Origin of the sequence: Bacteroides sp. Phil13, assembly GCF_001940965.1 — a bacterium.
GTDB lineage: Bacteria > Bacteroidota > Bacteroidia > Bacteroidales > Bacteroidaceae > Bacteroides > Bacteroides intestinalis.
In genome coordinates, this window is the sequence record NZ_MSHA01000010.1 from 186,629 (window position 1) to 205,381 (window position 18,753).

General features: G+C 44.6%; 11 protein-coding genes. 3 read left to right on the forward strand and 8 right to left on the reverse strand.

Annotation, left to right across the window (positions count from 1 at the left end; all coding sequences use genetic code 11):
- The first annotated feature begins 155 nt into the window (after positions 1 to 155).
- Entirely contained in the window at positions 156 to 1,493 is a 1,338-nt protein-coding gene (gdhA, locus tag BWI44_RS01835) for an NADP-specific glutamate dehydrogenase (protein WP_007667837.1), read from the forward strand.
- 148 nt (positions 1,494 to 1,641) lie between these two features.
- Positions 1,642 to 2,802, forward strand: a complete 1,161-nt coding sequence (locus BWI44_RS01840; RefSeq protein WP_195208310.1) for a M24 family metallopeptidase — start codon at positions 1,642 to 1,644, stop codon at positions 2,800 to 2,802.
- Positions 2,803 to 2,883: 81 nt separating this feature from the next.
- Here the strand turns inward: BWI44_RS01840 and BWI44_RS01845 are convergent, their stop codons facing one another.
- From BWI44_RS01845 to ruvA, 3 genes are all read right to left on the reverse strand, one after another.
- On the reverse strand, positions 2,884 to 3,885 hold the full coding sequence (locus BWI44_RS01845) for a DUF3843 family protein (protein WP_138293045.1): 1,002 nt from the start codon (positions 3,883 to 3,885) through the stop codon (positions 2,884 to 2,886).
- Positions 3,886 to 3,954: 69 nt separating this feature from the next.
- Positions 3,955 to 11,409 (reverse strand): T9SS outer membrane translocon Sov/SprA, encoded by a 7,455-nt coding sequence (sov, locus tag BWI44_RS01850; RefSeq protein WP_195208309.1) that lies wholly within the window; start codon positions 11,407 to 11,409, stop codon positions 3,955 to 3,957.
- A 157-nt stretch (positions 11,410 to 11,566) separates the two neighbouring features.
- Positions 11,567 to 12,172, reverse strand: coding sequence for a Holliday junction branch migration protein RuvA (ruvA, locus tag BWI44_RS01855; RefSeq protein ID WP_117692391.1), 606 nt, complete (start codon positions 12,170 to 12,172; stop codon positions 11,567 to 11,569).
- Between the two features lie 247 nt (positions 12,173 to 12,419).
- Here ruvA and BWI44_RS01860 point away from each other — a divergent pair, with 247 nt between their 5' ends.
- Entirely contained in the window at positions 12,420 to 13,319 is a 900-nt protein-coding gene (locus tag BWI44_RS01860; protein ID WP_007214908.1) for a diaminopimelate dehydrogenase, read from the forward strand.
- Between the two features lie 78 nt (positions 13,320 to 13,397).
- On the opposite strand, the gene rseP is transcribed toward BWI44_RS01860, so the two are convergent.
- The 5 genes from rseP to murA form a co-directional block, all read right to left on the reverse strand.
- Positions 13,398 to 14,732, reverse strand: coding sequence for an RIP metalloprotease RseP (gene rseP, locus BWI44_RS01865; RefSeq protein ID WP_007667824.1), 1,335 nt, complete (start codon positions 14,730 to 14,732; stop codon positions 13,398 to 13,400).
- Positions 14,733 to 14,800: 68 nt separating this feature from the next.
- The gene (locus BWI44_RS01870) at positions 14,801 to 15,952 is read right to left on the reverse strand and encodes a 1-deoxy-D-xylulose-5-phosphate reductoisomerase (protein WP_195208308.1); all 1,152 of its coding nucleotides are present in this window, start codon (positions 15,950 to 15,952) and stop codon (positions 14,801 to 14,803) included.
- An 11-nt stretch (positions 15,953 to 15,963) separates the two neighbouring features.
- Positions 15,964 to 16,824 carry a M23 family metallopeptidase gene (locus BWI44_RS01875; protein ID WP_007667822.1) on the reverse strand — a complete coding sequence of 287 codons (861 nt, stop codon included), beginning with the start codon at positions 16,822 to 16,824 and terminating at the stop codon, positions 15,964 to 15,966.
- 42 nt (positions 16,825 to 16,866) lie between these two features.
- Positions 16,867 to 17,403: a ribosome maturation factor RimM gene (gene rimM, locus BWI44_RS01880; RefSeq protein ID WP_007667821.1), complete on the reverse strand. Its 537-nt coding sequence runs from the start codon at positions 17,401 to 17,403 to the stop codon at positions 16,867 to 16,869.
- A 42-nt stretch (positions 17,404 to 17,445) separates the two neighbouring features.
- Complete coding sequence (gene murA / locus BWI44_RS01885; protein ID WP_007667820.1) at positions 17,446 to 18,750, reverse strand: UDP-N-acetylglucosamine 1-carboxyvinyltransferase; 1,305 nt, start codon at positions 18,748 to 18,750, stop codon at positions 17,446 to 17,448.
- Positions 18,751 to 18,753 lie beyond the last annotated feature (3 nt).

Sequence of the window (18,753 nt, forward strand, 5' to 3'; positions counted from 1 at the left end):
TAATTAATCTGACGTTTTATCATTATTTAATCAAAATATCGCTGAAAAATATAGGTAAATTCAAAAGTTTGCCTATATTTGCAGTGTTATTCGCTGACATTTTGTTCGAATAACCTTAAAATCACGAAAGGATAAACCTTTTAAAACGTAATATTATGAATATCGAACGAATTATGTCCTCTTTAGAGGCAAAGCATCCCGGCGAGTCTGAATATCTTCAAGCCGTAAAGGAAGTACTTCTTTCCATCGAAGATATCTATAACCAGCATCCAGAGTTCGAGAAAGCTAAAATCATAGAACGCTTGGTTGAACCCGACCGTATCTTTACGTTCCGTGTTACTTGGGTGGACGACAAAGGTGATGTACAAACCAACCTTGGCTATCGTGTGCAATTCAACAATGCCATTGGCCCGTACAAAGGCGGCATTCGTTTTCATGCATCTGTAAATCTTTCTATCTTGAAGTTCTTAGGATTTGAACAGACGTTTAAGAATGCACTGACTACTCTGCCTATGGGTGGTGGTAAAGGTGGTTCCGACTTCTCTCCACGTGGCAAGAGCGATGGTGAAATTATGAGATTCTGCCAGGCTTTCATGTTGGAATTGTGGCGTCATCTTGGTCCGGATATGGATGTGCCGGCCGGTGATATCGGGGTAGGTGGCCGTGAAGTAGGCTATATGTTCGGTATGTATAAGAAGTTGACGCGTGAGTTTACCGGTACATTTACCGGAAAAGGTTTGGAATTCGGTGGTTCTCTGATTCGTCCTGAAGCTACAGGTTTCGGCGGATTGTACTTCGTGAACCAGATGTTAGAAACTAAAGGCATTGATATCAAAGGTAAGACCGTCGCTATTTCCGGTTTCGGAAATGTGGCTTGGGGTGCTGCTACCAAAGCAACCGAATTGGGTGCAAAAGTAGTTACTATTTCCGGACCGGACGGGTATATTTATGATCCGAATGGTATCAGTGGCGACAAGATAGATTATATGCTTGAACTCCGTGCATCGGGTAATGATATTGTGGCTCCGTATGCAGACGAATTCCCCGGTTCTACATTTATTGCCGGCAAACGTCCTTGGGAAGTGAAAGCTGATATTGCACTGCCTTGTGCTACGCAAAATGAACTGAATGGTGATGATGCCCGTCAGTTGATTGAAAATAAAGTGATGTGTGTAGGAGAAATCTCAAATATGGGCTGTACGCCGGAAGCAATCGATTTGTTCATTGAACATAAGATTATGTATGCTCCGGGTAAAGCTGTCAATGCCGGTGGTGTTGCTACTTCCGGATTGGAAATGTCACAGAACGCTATGCATCTCAGTTGGAGTGCTGCCGAAGTGGACGAGAAACTGCACGCAATTATGCACGGCATTCATGCACAATGCGTAAAATATGGGACAGAACCTGACGGTTACATCAACTACGTGAAGGGAGCTAATATTGCAGGCTTCATGAAGGTGGCTCACGCTATGATGGGTCAGGGAATTATTTAAAGGAAAACTTTGTTTAGTTGTATTTGTATTTGTGGTTTGTGCTGCCCCTGCCTGTGAAGGCGTAGGGCAGTACTTTTTTTCATTCTTCATTCTTCATTCTTCATTTTTTAGTCTACCTTTGCATCTCAAAATTATAAATAACAAAGAGATGTTACAACCTGAATTGAAACTGAGACGCGATAAAATACGCGTCTTGATGGCTCAACAAGAGATTGATGCCGCTCTTATCACTTGCAATGTAAATTTAATCTATACGTATGGACGTGTTGTCAGTGGTTATCTTTATTTACCTCTGAATGCCCCGGCACGTTTGTTTATCAAACGCCCTAATAATATTGAGGGGGAACATATTTATCCTATCCGTAAGCCGGAGCAGTTGACTGATTTGTTGAAAGAGTGCGGGTTACCTTTGCCCACAAAGTTAATGTTGGAGGGAGATGAATTGTCGTATACTGAATATACCCGTCTGGCAGCTTGCTTTCCGGAAACGACGGTTGTGAATGGTACACCTATTATTCGTAAGGCACGCAGTATAAAGACGGATATTGAGATTGAGATGTTCCGCCGGTCGGGTGCTGCTCACGCGAAAGCATACGAGCGGATTCCTTCTGTTTATCAACCGGAAATGACAGATCGCCAGTTGTCTATTGAGATAGAACGTCTGATGCGCTTGGAAGGTTGCCTGGGTATTTTCCGGACTTTTGGACAGAGTATGGAGATATTTATGGGAAGTCTGTTGGCTGGTGATAATGCTACTGCTCCTGCACCTTATGATTTTGCTTTAGGAGGTGAAGGACTTGATCCGTCTATACCTATCGGTGCAAATGGTGCAATGTTGCAACCCGGACAGAGTCTCATGGTGGATATGGGTGGAAACTTCAATGGATATATGGGTGATATGAGCCGTGTGTTCTCTATTGGTAAATTGCCGGAGAGAGCTTATGCTGCTCATCAAACTTGTCTGGAAATACAGGAAGCCGTAACAGAAAAGGCAAAACCAGGGGCTGTGTGCGAAGATCTTTATAATACAGCTATCGATATGGTTACTAAAGCCGGGTTTGCTGATTACTTTATGGGAGCCGGACAGAAAGCGAAATTTATAGGTCATGGTATTGGTCTGGAAATTAATGAAGCCCCTGTACTTGCTCCGCGTATGAAACAGGAGTTGGAGCCGGGCATGGTATTTGCGCTTGAACCGAAAATCGTATTACCGGGTATTGGTCCGTTGGGCATCGAAAATTCTTGGGCAGTAACAGTGGACGGGGTAGAGAAGTTGACGCTGTGTAAGGAAGAGATTATAGAAATGTAGGATAATTATGAATTATGAATGGGCTGCGCAATCATGCCGCATGGCAATTCATAATTCATAATTCATAACTCACAATTACTCTCACTCTCCTTCGTAATATTCACACAAGAAGTACCGCGCAATGAAGTCCCAGTTATCATGCAATACTTCTTTTCCACCGGGGAAAGGGAGTTGCAGATCAGGGAACAACCCTTTAGCCATACCATATTTTACAAGATCAAAGGGACAAGCTCCCGGATAAGTGAATAATTTGAATCCTCTATCAGCAGCATTTGCTGCATTGTATGTTGGATTATGCGGATCGCAGAAACAATAGGAAACATTCGGGGCAATCAACATACCTTTGGCGTTGGCATAGATTACGAAGTTCCTTTCATTTTTTAATTCGGGTAGCAGGCTTTCATTTTTATTTTCCCATTTCAGTTCTTCTATAAAGAATTTACATAGCTCGTCATATACGGAGAAGTACAATAGTGGTTCTCCTTTACTGTATGCCAGACAATTTTCTACATCTTTCTTGAGTTGCATTCCCGGTTTAATTTCGGGTAATGGCACTTGAGGCATTTCTAATAAATCCAATCCCATCACCCAAATAGGAGAAGAAGGTTCATCGCAAATAGGTGCTTCTTCGAATGAAGCATCCATTAGATCATACGCTTCTTGGCTGAGTGCCAATAAATCGGGGTTATGAGGGTTTTGGACGATAACTTCGTCTTCTTCAAAAATAGCATATCGGGAGAAGAGTGTCCATTGTACAAATGACAAGTCCTCTACGTTGATCTCATCAGGAGTATATGCATCCGTCAGCGTATAGAAGGGCAGATAAGATTTATACAGTCCATAGTATGCATCTGAAAACTCTTTCCAGCCACCTGATTGGGCTATGCAGTCTTGGAAGTAGAGAGCTAATGAAATGGCAGCATCTACTCTTTCCGTTTCAGATTTTTTACAGTATAATGGAGATTGATCGATCAAAAGAAGTAGTTGACTGGCGAAGTGCAAATACCAAGTGTCGGTCGGAACTTGTTTACTGCGTTCGTTAGCTGCTAACCAACGCTTCATGTAAATTCTTGATTGTTTCATGTTGTTTTACTTTATATTAGACAAAGATAGGGCTTTCCCTCGAACTTGTGTTCCTGCCGTCGGATATATTTACCGAGTCAGTGAGAATTTCATACTGAAACCGAAGTCGGCACTGACAACCGGGTACGAACTGGAAGATATCAGTGGGGTATTTTGCTGGCGATCGTAGTAGAGACGTAAAGTCAGAAGACGACTTAGGGTATAGTCTGCAGAACAAGATATTTTAAGGGCTTTGTTCCCATTGGTAGCCTGGGCAAATCCTTGTTGTATATCACGGCAAAGGGCCGACTGGTTACGGAATGATATATCGGCGCGAAGAGCAAGATCATGGCTGACACGATTTTTACTGTCCTTTACATTGCGGCGGCTGAATAAGTTGAAGTTTACAATCTTGTATCCCAAACCGATTACAAAGTCACGTGAGGCTGTTTCTACCAGTTGGCATGCACTCATACTAAGATTCAGAATACGACTGGTTTTATATTCTACTTTGGCGGTAAGTCCATTTTTGAGAGTAGCATCCATACCAATGAGGGGAGAGAATTGCTCGTTGATGGATACCATGCTGATATCGAAACGGGATGAAGGAATGGGATTTCCCGTTTGTACATCTTCTACAAAACCAAGATCGCCCATATAGCTCATGAAACTTTGGAAAGTATTGTAGCTGCCGACACTATATGTACTCCGGTAAGCGTGATTCAGATTGACGCTGCGGAAATTCTTTTTGAACCAGGCTATCTTGGTGAGTCCGGTATAGGTAATGCGCCAGTTCGGCATCATGGAGAATAGGCTGGGGAAGAAGTCGAGGGCCGAGTTCCGGGCATTCCTTCCGGTATAGGCGGCAAGGAAAGCAGGTATCATTACGTCTGGTGAATGTTTGCTGATAGTACCGTTGGCTGGATCGAATGTCTTACCGGCAAAGGTGCTGCCTTGTGGGTATTGTGTGCCAATGAACTGAGTTTCCACACGATCCCGGATAACATCGAGGTTGCGACGGAAGCGTTCGAAAGTACCGGAACGGTAGCCATCTCCGGCACTGTGTCGTTCGAAAGAACTTCCGATAGAAATGATGCTCATAGAGAAATTGCCACTGCGGGTATCCGGCATGCCTGCGAACATATATTGCATTTCGCGACTGCGGTTACGGGTACGATTTGCAGTGAGGTCTATTTTGAGATCACGTATCGGTTCCAGAGAAATACGTAGTTGTAAGTCTTCCAGTGCATTACTGCTGGCCGGACTGACAATGGAGTCGTTACAAACAAGCCAATCGTTTTGTAGGGCACGGTCAATGTAGCCATCTCCGGTAAGACCAAAAGCAAAGTCTATTCCCGGAGCAAGGAAGCCACCATGCTTTTTTTGTCCGAACATGTCACCGACTTCAGGACGGAAGCCGGGAAGGGTCATGGCATATGTATTCTTGTACGTAAAGCTGAAATTGCGCACGCTCATAGCGAAGCGGGCGGTATGTTGCCCGAATTTATACCACCAGCCATCTTCCGGATTGGGCCCGGGAATGATCGTAAGTTTAATGCGTGCCGTATCTTTTGTATCGATACGGAGGGAATTGGCACTTAGGACCTTATAATTTACAGGATAACGACGCCCGTTTACTGTAAGTGCACTGACTTTGGGACGACGGGAGTTCATATTGTGCTGTATCGTGAGGGTGGTATCTGCACGTAGTTGTACTTCTTTATCGTAGCGGCGTGGCTTCTGTTCTTTGGGGGATGTCGGTTTGCGATACGAGGCAGAGAAACGACGGTTTACTTGCTTCAGATAGGGGATCTTGTTATATAATGCTTCAAGGTTGAAACGGGAATTTACATCGATACTTCGTTGATTGCTAACAGTATTTCCCATTTCTATGCCTTCGGATAAAGAGACACCACGATCCCAGTTATAGGAAGAAGCAAAGCGGAGATCTGCACTGATCCAGTCAGTGGCAGGGAATTTATCAAATGGGAGTTTATAGGTAGCATTGAATGTCTGCTGGAAGTCGATGGGACGGCCGAGTGAGAGCAGGCTACGGCGGACAGTATCCTTCCAGGCTGTGTATTCGTCAGGATAAAGGTCTTTATTCACTACGCCGTAGGGCTCTACAATTTCAGCGTGGGTAGCAGAGGTGAAATTGAAGCGAAGGCTTTTTGTCAGGTCCCAGCGCAGGGCAAAGTCACGGTTCCAGAGAAATTCTTTGGCTACAGAGATTGGAATACTTTCGATACTGATGTCTCCATTGCCCACGGATGTTCCGGAGGTCAATGCTTCTAGGTCACGGAGTTGCAGTTCGTAGTAATGGCGTGTCATGTCGGTATTGAATGATATACTTTGAGGTAGCCAGTTTAGATTGAGTTCCTTAATAAAACGCATCCAGGGAGACTTGTTTTCCATGTTTTTGAAAGGTTCCCATGGACGGTATATGGGAGCGTAGTTATAAGTCATAGCAGCATGCCAGTCTGTTTCATTTTCATAGGCGGTAGTACTGCCTTGATTATGACGTAGGGAACGGGAGTAGCTGAAAGTAAAGTTTCCCGGATCGTATGGCATGGGAGTCTTACTGGTGATACCCAGTCGTGCATTGCTGAGGCTAAAATTACGGTAGGTAGTAATTTCACGGGCTATATTCATCAGTGAGTCGCGTTCCCAATCGGTGGTGCAGGCGTCAAGTGCATCATCCAGTAACATATCTTTGTCCAGTGGATTATACTTGGGCGTGGTGGCTTCTTTGGAGTAGGAGAAATAAATGGGCGCAGTCAGTTTGGCTTTCTTGGGAAAGAAGCGTCCAAGGTCGAATGTAGTAGTGAAGCTGTATTGATAGTAGTCATCCAGACGGCGTTCGCTGACACTTTGTTCCAATCCGCCGAAACCGGCTGTTTCCATGTGTCCGGCCAGATTGATGCTACCTATATCAGAGAGTTGCACATTGAGATTGCCTTGTGCAGCCCAACCACCTTCTTCATTGAATTCAGTGAGACGCAGTTCGTTTACCCAGATTTCTGCCGACTTGACGGTACGAGAATTATTGCGAACTCCGATCATCAGAGTTTTTACCTCTGCCAACGACGGATTACCGATTACACTTATTTTGTTAGCGGGCTTATCCGGATCGTATTCAGAATAGACTTTGGCATAGGTTACACCACTATTTGAAATATTCTTCAGGCGATTGCGTGCTTTTTTTGCATTGGTCAGCACACTGAGGTCGATATCCAGATTATTTGACTTAGGCCAGACGGCAAGGCAACCGGCAGCAGTGCTTCCATTATACTCTCCGTGGGGAGTGAGTGTGAGTGGAATTTCGTATTCATAATAATTGCTACGATAGTCTGAACCGAGGCGGATAAATACGGAGAGCTCACCGTCTTGTGGGTCAGTACTGAGATCGGGTAAGGCTTCGGCATGGGCAAACATTTGCAGGCGTTTGTACTGCCTCATGTCCATACCGGTATTTTTGTAGACGGCACGGGCATCACCGGGAGCCAACTTTTCCAGCTTCAAGCTCATGGCTTGTTCATTCTGTTGACGGAGTTGCGGTTGTCCGGGATCGATGACGCGGGAAATTCCAGGAGGCATCACATAGTTTACCGGGGTGCGATCACCGTTTTCTTCGATGTTGACGGCAGATACATCCAATGTAGCGGAACTGGTGGTAGAAGCACCTTGCTGTGTGTTGTTCAAGGCATCGGTATAGGTACGCCATTCACCACGTACTAATTCGAGTGTGGCGAAACGTAGTACAACGGGTTTCTCAAATCCGGTCAGGAACATACGCATGAAGCGGATGGATTTAAAATCTTTAATGCTTCCCACTGCCTCGCCACTGCGTACAGGTACTTTGAACTGATACCAGGTCACTTCTTCTGTTTGTCCGTTGCGCAGGCGGACGCTGACTGTTCTTTTGTCGGTGATATAGTTTTGCCCTACTTTCAGATCGGTGGGAGCAAGGCGGACACGATATTGGAAATATTTCTCAGTCTCGTTCAGTGTATTGTCCTGATTGATATCTTCTACATCGGGTACGGTTTTTGAGGATATGTCATATCGCTCAGGAGAGTCTTCACTGGCTGTGGAGTTACCTTCGGTATTGTTGTAGTATTTATAACGCTCCAGGATACTACGTTCCTCCCGGTCGTAATCGCTACCCCGGAAATAGTGATAAGTATCACCGGCCGGGTCATTGTAGAACTTCTGGTAAGCTTCGGCATTAACGATGCCTTGTACTCGTTCCAGATATTTCTGATACGTGGAGAAAGTACGTTCGTCTTCTGTGGAGAGTCCGTTCAGACCGACATCCTGGCGGCGGCGTGCACCGGAAGTATTATCGAAGGCATACACTACGCTACGGTCCCTGGGGACACGTCCCCAGACGGTTTCTTCGGTTTTTGTCATATCTCCATCAATGGGCAGACCATTTTCAAAGAATTTCTTGCCGTCTTTCAATATATCTTCGGATACTTCTCCGAGATTGATATAAAGGTCACCTCCGCGGGCGGTAGAAGTCGTATTTTTAATAAGTGTACCATCTTCTGTATAGATGAAAGGATCGAGTAGCCAGAATGAAACATACTCGATATTTGCAGCTTCAAAGTCACTTGTATCCAATTTGCGCATCATACCTCCCCAGCGTTTCTCCGGATTACGTAGAGTACCATCCGAATTCATATCCGTATCGAGATTATAGGGTCCCCGTTCCTGCGGGTAATATGCCAGGTTCAGTACATTCATAGAGGCTGACTCCTGATAAGGGGTTTCCTTATTAGGAAAAAGTTCTTGTTCATATACTTCGCGTACGTAGTGGTTACTAAGTTGGTTGAGATCATTTTTGATGTGTGTCGGTGTCAGCGAAGAATTGCGTCGGGTAAAAAGTCCGTCGATATGATACCATGCCAGTAATGCCCGGTTTTTTCCATAGTTTATATCATTACTGAGTGATGCTTCGGGAAAGAGGGCGGAGGCGGAAGGGCTGTAGGGAGTGCTTGCCAGCATCCAATATGAGGGCTGGCGAAGGTCGATACCACTTTGCGTACTTTCAAAGTCATCGATGTACGAAGCGTTTTGTTGCAGTCCTTTGGCATGTCCCGGAATGAGGTGGGCGAATTCCACACCCAGATTGATACTACTGGGGACGGTGGCATTGACAAAAGGTAACTTATCTATCATATTTGTCAGCCATTGACTCTCTTTCTTCCATGAGGCGTTTACCCCCCATAAAGTGTTGGAGAGGGGTTCGTCGCCCATTGCAACTTTGCTCGTCAGCGGTTTTTCGCTGAGGTGCATGATGCTTCCTCCGAAAGAGAAGTTTTGCGAGAAATCATAAGTGAAGTTTAGCCCCATCATCGTTTTGCGCTGCATGCTGTAAAGTGTGTTGCTTTCCAGATTTACACTGATGGCTGTGCCGGCATCTATGATGCTTTGGTTGAGGATGGTAACTATTCCCAATGTGTAATCTACTGTGTAGTCGGAATTTTCCACCAGCGTCATACCACCAGCTGTTACACGTACCGACCCTTGTGGAACATTCATGGCTCCCAATCGTATTTCATTTGCATTGGAGGCACGGTATTCTCCCGTTAATCGGTATTTATTCTTCTCCGCAGTTTGCCTGGCAACAGTACGGGTAGAGTCATAGAGTTCCTGAAATACGTATTTATCTGCCAGTGCATCATTGCCGATTGCTTTTCGCAAATGACTGCCGAAAGGTTCTACAACTGGAAAATAAATACGTCCGTCTACAGCAGTTACAGTATAGCCTTCTACAAAGTCGAAGAAACCGTCTGTACCAGTTTGGTTCTGGCTATTGAGGCGGTCGAGGTTCATGACGCGTAATAGAGGCATTTTGGCAATCTTGCCTTCGGGAATATAACGTAGATACACACCTGTCGTATCACTTTGGTAGGTGATATTCAACTGGAACTTCTCCTTCTGAACAGAGTAGGCATTGAGACTATAGACATTTTTCATCATCAGATCCCAGCAAGCGGCATCGGGAGAGTTAGCCGTATTCTTCAATAGTTTAACAAATAAACTTTGCCCTGTCTCTTTGATATCAGAAGAAAATTCACCTACCTGATAACTCCGTCCCCCCAGTGTGTATTCAAAAGCGACTGCTAACACTTCATCCGGTTGCAGAGTTTGTTTTAGTGAAATATAGCCTAACTTACTGTTCAAAGTATATTCCGAAGAAGTGAGAAGTCGGGCACTTTCAATCTTCTCATAATCCATACCTCCCTCTACACCGGGAATATTGTTCATGGTGTTGCTTACCTGGCTGATGTCGCGGGCAGCGGCATAGGTACTGGTCATCTGCGCATAAAGGGTATTGGCATTGTTGGTGGGTGCATTGACATTGGAAGTCGGGTTGGATGGGTTTCCTGTTCCCTGCCAAGCTGTGTTGTTACCAATATGAAAGGCTTCCCCGAGGTCAGTTAATGCTACAATATTGCGGGGGGTATCATAGTTGTTTCGTTTATTGGTTACCCATACTTCAATTCGGTTAATTGTAACTCCCGAAAGGATGTTTGGAAGTTGGGTCAGGTTTTTGTCATAAGTATCCCGGAAATAATGGGCTAGAAAAAAGTGACGATTTTCTTCGTAATTATCTGCGGAGAAGTCGAACGTAGTGGTTTGTGCACCACCGCGACTTGTCACTGTTTTGGCTTCACTCTCTTGCTGGCTGATAACAGCTTGTAGCTTTAGCTTGCCAAATTGCAGGTCTGTACGAATACCGAACAGTGCGGATGCTCCGCGTATCAGTGAGTTATTGGTGGACATGCTCACATTACCGGCTTCAATCAGTTTGATGATCTCATCTTCTTTTCCCTCATATTTCAGTTTCAGTCGTTTGGTGTCAAAATCAAAGGTAGCATCGGTGTTGTAGTTCATGTTCATATTCACCTTGTCACCTACTTTTCCATTGACGTTGATATTGATTTTCTCGTCAAAGTCAAAACCGAGTGTTTTGCGTTGACTTTCCGGAAGTGAGGGGTTCTTCACATTTTTGTACGTCATGCCGAAGCTGAGTTCTGCATTACCTTGTGTACGTATCTGTACCCCACCGGGACCAAACAATTTCTCTGCCGGACCAAGGTTGAACTTCATATCCATAAAGTCGAAAGCCTCTTTTCCTTTGCCGATTTGTTCTCCGTTCTTTTGGCGGTAATAAGATTGCATGGATTGTTTCAATGTCCAGTCCAGATATTCTTCGGGAGTTAGTACCATCGGTACATCGATTTCGGTATTCCCTAATTTTGTGCGTATGTAGTACCTGTCTGTTTTTGCATCATATTCTGCTTCGGTTCGTAGGTTCATGGGTGATTGCAGGTCGGCAGGGTGGGGAGAAAGGTCTTTTAGTGTACCCGGCACGGTCTTGCGAACGGAATATCGCGGAGCTATTGTATCCTGTACATTTTCCGCTTTTTGTGTATTCTCCCCATTTACATTCTGTCCCATAACGACAAAGTTGCTAGGCATGAGCCATAGCAGCAATAACCAAATGATATGTCGTATACGAGGAGACTTCATGTGTGTTTAATTGAATAAGTTACGAGCTACAAGCTACGGGTAACAAGTTACTGAACTATACCCGTGGACGAATAATTATTCGTTCGGCTATCACGCTGAAAAGCTCTTGTCGCTCGTTGCTCGTAGCTTGTCACTTAATTTAGCGCATAGTGCTAAATTAGAGTCTTTTTAGCGCCAACTTAATAACTTGTTCCACTGGCGCATCTGGCTCTTCTTTCAATATTGCCAAAACTACCTTTTGTGATGGTGCCTGTGCAAATCCCAACATTGTCAATGCTGCAATAGCTTCTTCCTGCACTTGTGCATTAGCAGCAGATAACATTCCGCCGAGACTTCCTATCGTACTTCCTGCGCTTGCAGTACCTATCTTGATTTTATCTTTCAAATCCACAATCACCCGTTGGGCTGTTTTTAATCCGATACCTTTCACTGTCTTCAGTAAATTGGCATTTTCAGTACTGATAACATTCACCAGTTCTGCCGGTGAAAGTGCCGAAAGTATCATTCGTGCAGTATTACCGCCAATGCCCGAAACGGAAATCAACAACAAGAATAATTCACGCTCTTGTTTATCTGCAAAGCCGTAGAGGACATATGCATCCTCACGTATAGCCTCGTAGATATATAGTTTGCACTCTTTTTTGCCTTGGATGGCAGCATACGTATTTAATGAAATATTAACGGCATATCCCAATCCGTTACAGTCGATAACTGCGGTTGCCGGGCTGAGCTCGGCAAGTCCGCCTCTAATGTATTCTATCATAATACTTACTATAACGCGCGCGAGCGAAGAATATTGTGTGAAAGAGTTACAAGTTACGAGTTACAAGCTACAAGCTCCTTTCGGTATAATAGCGCAGCCACTCGTAGCTTGTAGCTCGTAACTCTTTTATCTTGTTAATAAAGAAAAAACTCTGTGGAACACTGAATCGTTTTGTGGTTAATTTGAATGAAAATGATTACTTTTGTGCCGATAAAATAGAAAACTGATAAATAATATCAATAAAAGAATGAAAAAAGTAAGAGCAGCCATTGTTGGCTATGGCAATATCGGGCAATACGTGCTCGAAGCGTTGCAAGCGGCTCCCGACTTTGAAATTGCCGGTGTAGTACGCCGAGCTGGAGCTGAAAATCGTCCCGCAGAACTGAGTGAATACCCTGTTGTAAAGAATATCAAGGAATTGGAAGGCGTTGATGTTGCAATTCTTTGTACACCAACCCGCAGTGTAGAGACTTATGCCAAAGAAATCCTTGCACTTGGCATCAATACGGTTGACAGCTTCGATATTCATACCGGTATTGTAGATTTGCGTCGCACACTGTCTGCTTCTGCAAAAGAGCATAATGCAGTTTCTATTATTTCTGCAGGTTGGGATCCGGGAAGCGACTCTATCGTACGTACTCTGTTGGAAGCGATTGCTCCGAAAGGAATTACTTATACAAACTTTGGTCCTGGAATGAGTATGGGACATACAGTAGCTGTAAAAGCTATTGATGGTGTAAAGGCTGCTCTTTCCATGACTATTCCTACCGGAACAGGTATTCACCGCCGTATGGTTTATATCGAATTGAAAGACGGTTATGAGTTTGATAAAGTATCTGCTGCCATCAAGGCAGATCCATATTTTGTGAATGATGAGACACATGTGAAATTAGTTCCCAGCGTAGATGCTTTGCTTGACATGGGACATGGTGTAAACCTCACTCGTAAAGGAGTTTCCGGTAAAACTCAGAATCAATTGTTTGAGTTCAATATGCGCATTAATAACCCTGCACTTACTGCTCAGGTATTGGTTTGTGTAGCTCGCGCTTCCATGCGTCAACAACCAGGTTGTTACACTATGGTAGAGGTTCCGGTTATTGATCTTTTGCCGGGAGATCGTGAAGAGTGGATCGGACATTTAGTGTAAGAAAATACGATTATATAGAAAAGGATGGCCAAGGTAATATTGGTCATCCTTTTTTATTGGGGTAAATCTAAAGTTCTCTTAGAACAGGAACCGCAGAATATCATTAAAGTTTGCCCAAAGCAGCAATCCGAATAACAGGAACATACCCACCATTTGCGCACGTTCCATAAACTTATCACTTGGTTTGCGACGAGCTACAATCTCATAGATAAGGAATAGTACATGTCCGCCATCCAGTGCCGGAATAGGCAGAATATTCATGAAGGCGAGGATAATAGAAAGGAATGCTGTCATGTACCAGAACTGATGCCAATCCCATGTAGCAGGAAAGATGCTTCCGATAGTTCCGAAGCCACCCAATTGCTTGGCACCTTCTTTAGAGAAGAGATATTTCATCTGTCCTACATAGCCTTTCAGCGTTTGTACTCCCAATGCTGCACCAGCGGGGAAAGAGGCCAGAAAACTATATTCTTTCTTTACAACCGGCAGTAACTGATTGGTTGCCGTACGTACCACTGCACCTATCTCATAGATTGAATCTGTAGCAAAAGTTATGGTATCTATCACTCCGGCACGTGCATAAGTCAATGTGATATAATGAGAAGCAGAATCCGCTTTCTGACGGCGTAACATCTCTTCTTTGAAATCGAAATAAGCAATGTTCTTTCCGTCCAATTGCATAATACTGTCACCCGCTTGCAGGCCGGCAAGGGCAGCAGGACGGTTGGCACAAATACTATCAATAACATATGGATAGCGGAATGAGGCAAAACGTACACTGTCAGCCAGCAGACGCTCCATGAAATTCTCAGGAATATAAACGGATACCTCTTGCCCATCACGGCGTACTGTTACTTGGCGGGCATCGACAACGCTTGTCAGCATGTCACCACCGTAACGTTCAAAGGGTACACCATCAGCAGATATCAGTACGTCACCGTCACGGAAACCGATAGCTTTTGCCGTTTCGTTGAATTCCATACCCAGCGGGGCCTTTTGTACCGGTACGTATTCATCTCCCCAAGTAAAAAGTATCATAGAATAGATGAATAATGCCAATATGAAATTGAACAATACACCACCTATCATGATTAACAACCGTTGCCATGCCGGTTTGGCCCGGAACTCCCACGGTTGCATTGGCTGTTTCATCTGTTCGGTATCCATAGACTCATCTATCATACCTGCTATCTTTACATAACCACCTAACGGTAGCCAACCAATACCATATTCCGTATCACTATTTTTCGGCTTGAACTTGAACAGGGTAAACCAAGGGTCGAAGAACAAACAAAACTTTTCTACCCGTGTCTTGAAAAGACGGGCGAAGAGGAAGTGCCCTCCCTCATGAACGATAACGAGCAACGAAAGGCTCATAACGAGTTGCAGGGCACGAATCAAAAATGTTTCCATCTAATAATTTTTCTATTTTACTATTTACAATTTACTATATTAAATGCGGCTTATCATTGATACCGCTATCACTTTATAAGTTCTTGTGCAATACGGCGTGTCATCGCATCCGTAGCTACATAGTCTTCATATTCCGGTTTTGCCACAAATGATACGATAGACATTGCTTTCTCTATCACATCACTCATGCCGAGGAATGAAATCTCATCCCGCAGGAAAGCGGCAACTACCACTTCATTGGCTGCATTCACGATACAAGGCATATTTCCGCCTTTATGCAAAGCTTCGTAAGCCAAAGCCAGATTACGGAAACGGGTAATATCCGGTTGTTCGAATGTCAGGTTTGTGCACATCTTGAAATCTAACCGGGGAAATGAAGCCTTCAGGCGGTGCGGATAAGAGAATGCATACTGAATAGGCAGACGCATATCCGGCATACCCAATTGTGCTTTTACTGCACCGTCTTCAAACTGCACCATCGAATGTATAATAGATTGCGGATGTACTACCACTTCAATCTGATCCGGACGAACACCGAATAACCATTTTGCTTCTATCACCTCGAACCCTTTGTTCATCATTGAAGCGGAATCAATTGTGATCTTCGCTCCCATATCCCAATTAGGGTGTTTCAAGGCTTGGGCTTTGGTTACCGTAGCCAGTTGTTCCATTGTGCAATTGCGGAACGGGCCACCGGATGCCGTAAGGATCACCTTCTCTATCGGATTGCCGAGTTCCCCCGCTAAACATTGGAAAACGGCTGAATGTTCGGAATCTACCGGTAATATAGGTGTACCGGATAGGCGTGCCATATCGTTAATCAGCTCACCTGCCACAACAAGCGTCTCCTTGTTGGCAAGAGCGATGGGTTTACGGGCACGAATAGCATTCATGGTTGGTTTCAGTCCGGCATAACCTACCATCGCAGTCAGTACGATGTCAATTTCCGAGTCTTCCACAATTTGGCAGATAGCATCCGTTCCTGCATATACTTTGATAGGCAGATCGGCGAGGGCTTCTTTCAGTTGGGCATATTTCGTTTCGTTGGCTATAACTACCGCTTCAGGCTTGAATTTCCGAGCCTGGGCAATGAGTTCTTCTACACGGTTGTTGGCGGTCAGCACATACGCTTCGTACTGGTCGGATTGTTCTTCAATCACTTGTAATGCCTGCGTACCTATGGAGCCGGTAGAACCGAGTATAGCAATTTGTTTTTTCATTTATCTATCACTTAAAATACAATATATTGTTCCGGATTCACCGCCCGTCCTTTGTGCCATAACTCAAAGTGCAGGTGAGGACCGGTTGTCAGTTGTCCGCTGTTTCCTACCAAAGCAATAGCCTCTCCGGCCTGTACAGTGTCTCCTTCACGTTTCAATAAGGAACTGCAATGCTTATATACGGATATAAAGTCTTGATTATGTTGTACTTCTATCACATACCCTGTTTCGGCCGTATAAGTACTCAAGATAACTGTACCATCCAGCGTAGCAAGTACGCTCTCTCCGGGATTGGCGGCGATATCCGTACCGTAATGTTTTCTGTCAGCATCAAATTTTTCTGTAATCATCCCTCGCGTGGGACGATAAAATATCAATCCTTCTATGTCCGGGCGGGCTGTAATGCTTGTCAGGTTATACTTTTCTGTCTCTTCATATTGTTTCCGGAACTCCGCTTCCCGCTGTGTGCGTTCCATCAACGAGTCTTCGCGTACGGTAGTCAGTGAGTCCATATTGTGTACAGTATCTACCCGTATGGTTCCACTGAAAATATCCTGTATATTCATGATATACAAATTCTGGCGATCTACCAACTGTTGAAGTGAATCTACTCGTAAAGCATTCTCTACCACCTGGGCACGGATTTCACTGTTCATGTATCCCGGCAAGTAGTTGCGCAACGGAGTGAAAGCAATGATAACTGAGGCAACCAGAAACAAAACAGTCAACACAGAAAGTAATACCGAGATGCCGTTTAACTTGGATACACGGAGACCGACTACTTCTTCGAGTGTATTCTCGTTGATGATAGTCAGCTTATATTTGAATTTGATATTACTCCAGAATGCTTTATGTCGTTTCTTTTTCACCATACGCGTTTATCACTTTATCGCCCTATCGCTTTATCACTCATATTACACTTCCTCTGTTTCATCCAAAGCCAGCAATCCTTTGGGTAAATCCATTGTGATTACTTTGTGCTTTTGGTCAATGTTCAGGATGAATTCTTCTTGTGCAGGAATCAGTAATTCTTCTCCCTGATGATCAACTACAAACAAGGTATTGATGGTTGCAGTATCCACCTCTGTCACTTCTCCCAAGTCTCCGTAGTTAACTTCTTCTACGCGGAAACCTACAAAGAAATCCCAGGTCAGTTCTCCCGGTCCGGCATCTTCGGCATGTTTGGCAGGAAAGTAAACTTCCACGTTGGTGAACATCCGTGCACGTTCCGCCGTATCTACTCCTTCCAGTTTTACCAATGCGGTGGAGTCGGAGCGGAAACGGTATTCTTCCAGGAAGAAAGGTACGAAAATACCATCCAACAGGCAGATTAGGTATTCAGCTTCCACCCGGTCAAAAATGTCATCGGTGAATGTGAATGACAACTCACCGTGAATGCCGTGCGGTTTGTTAAATACTCCTATCTTATATACATCTTCTCTTTTTATCATCTTATCATCCTACCATTCTTAATCATCTTCCACCATCCTATATCATATTCTCGTAATTCTTGCTCCGATAGCATTCAGGCGTCTTTCAATATCCTGATACCCCCGGTCGATTTGTTCAATGTTGTGGATACGACTGCTTCCTTCCGCACTCATGGCGGCAATCAGCAATGCAATACCGGCACGAATATCAGGTGAAGTCATATTCCCGCCTCGCAGACGCATGGCATGGTTATGACCAATGACAACGGCACGGTGAGGATCACAAAGAATAATCTGTGCTCCCATATCTATCAGTTTGTCCACGAAGAACAGGCGGCTCTCGAACATTTTTTGATGAATGAGCACGCTGCCTTTTGCCTGAGTGGCAACTACGAGCATTACACTTAGCAAGTCCGGCGTCAGTCCCGGCCAGGGAGCATCGGCAATAGTCATGATGGAACCATCTATGAACGACTCTATCTGATACGTTTCCTGTGCAGGAACATAGATATCGTCTCCCCGTTGTTCCAGTTTGATGCCCAGACGGCGGAAACTTTCAGGGATGATGCCCAGGTTTTCATAAGAAACATTCTTGATGGTGAGCTCACTTTGCGTCATGGCTGCCATACCGATAAAACTGCCGACTTCGATCATATCGGGAAGTATCGTATGTTCGGTGCCGTGCAGTTCGTTCACTCCTTCAATGGTCAGTAGATTGGAGGCAATACCTTGTATCTTGGCGCCCATGCGGTTCAGCATCTTGCAAAGTTGTTGCAGATACGGTTCACAGGCAGCATTATAAATGGTGGTTGTTCCTCTGGCCAGTACCGCTGCCATCACAATGTTGGCAGTTCCGGTTACCGAAGCTTCGTCCAACAACATATAGGTGCCTTTCAGTTCGCAAGCTGAAATCTCGTATGCTTCGCGTTCTGTATTGTACGAGAAATCTGCACCCAGATTCTGTATGCCGATAAAGTGAGTATCTAGGCGTCTGCGTCCTATCTTGTCACCACCCGGTTTTGAAATCATCGCTTTATGGAAGCGTGCTACCATTGGGCCGATTAACATAACCGAACCTCGCAGACTGGAACACTTCTTCAGGAATTCATCGCTTTCCAGATAACTCAAATCCAGCTTTTCTGCTTTGAAACTATACGTATCAAGCCCTTTTCTGGATACCGTAACGCCCATGTCACGCATCAACTGAATAAGATTATTGACGTCCAATATATCCGGAATGTTATGTACAGTCACCTCTTCGGCTGTCAGCAGCGTGGCGCAGATAATTTGCAATACCTCGTTTTTTGCGCCTTGCGGATGAATTTCGCCGGATAATCTGTGTCCTCCTTCAATTACGAATGATGCCATAAA

Bases quoted from the DNA above. Each gene is read 5' to 3' on its own strand.
- gdhA (WP_007667837.1), top strand. From the start codon at position 156: ATGAATATCGAACGAATTATGTCCTCTTTAGAGGCAAAGCATCCCGGC.
- BWI44_RS01840 (WP_195208310.1), top strand. From the start codon at position 1,642: ATGTTACAACCTGAATTGAAACTGAGACGCGATAAAATACGCGTCTTG.
- BWI44_RS01845 (WP_138293045.1), bottom strand. From the start codon at position 3,885: ATGAAACAATCAAGAATTTACATGAAGCGTTGGTTAGCAGCTAACGAA.
- sov (WP_195208309.1), bottom strand. From the start codon at position 11,409: ATGAAGTCTCCTCGTATACGACATATCATTTGGTTATTGCTGCTATGG.
- ruvA (WP_117692391.1), bottom strand. From the start codon at position 12,172: ATGATAGAATACATTAGAGGCGGACTTGCCGAGCTCAGCCCGGCAACC.
- BWI44_RS01860 (WP_007214908.1), top strand. From the start codon at position 12,420: ATGAAAAAAGTAAGAGCAGCCATTGTTGGCTATGGCAATATCGGGCAA.
- rseP (WP_007667824.1), bottom strand. From the start codon at position 14,732: ATGGAAACATTTTTGATTCGTGCCCTGCAACTCGTTATGAGCCTTTCG.
- BWI44_RS01870 (WP_195208308.1), bottom strand. From the start codon at position 15,952: ATGAAAAAACAAATTGCTATACTCGGTTCTACCGGCTCCATAGGTACG.
- BWI44_RS01875 (WP_007667822.1), bottom strand. From the start codon at position 16,824: ATGGTGAAAAAGAAACGACATAAAGCATTCTGGAGTAATATCAAATTC.
- rimM (WP_007667821.1), bottom strand. From the start codon at position 17,403: ATGATAAAAAGAGAAGATGTATATAAGATAGGAGTATTTAACAAACCG.
- murA (WP_007667820.1), bottom strand. From the start codon at position 18,750: ATGGCATCATTCGTAATTGAAGGAGGACACAGATTATCCGGCGAAATT.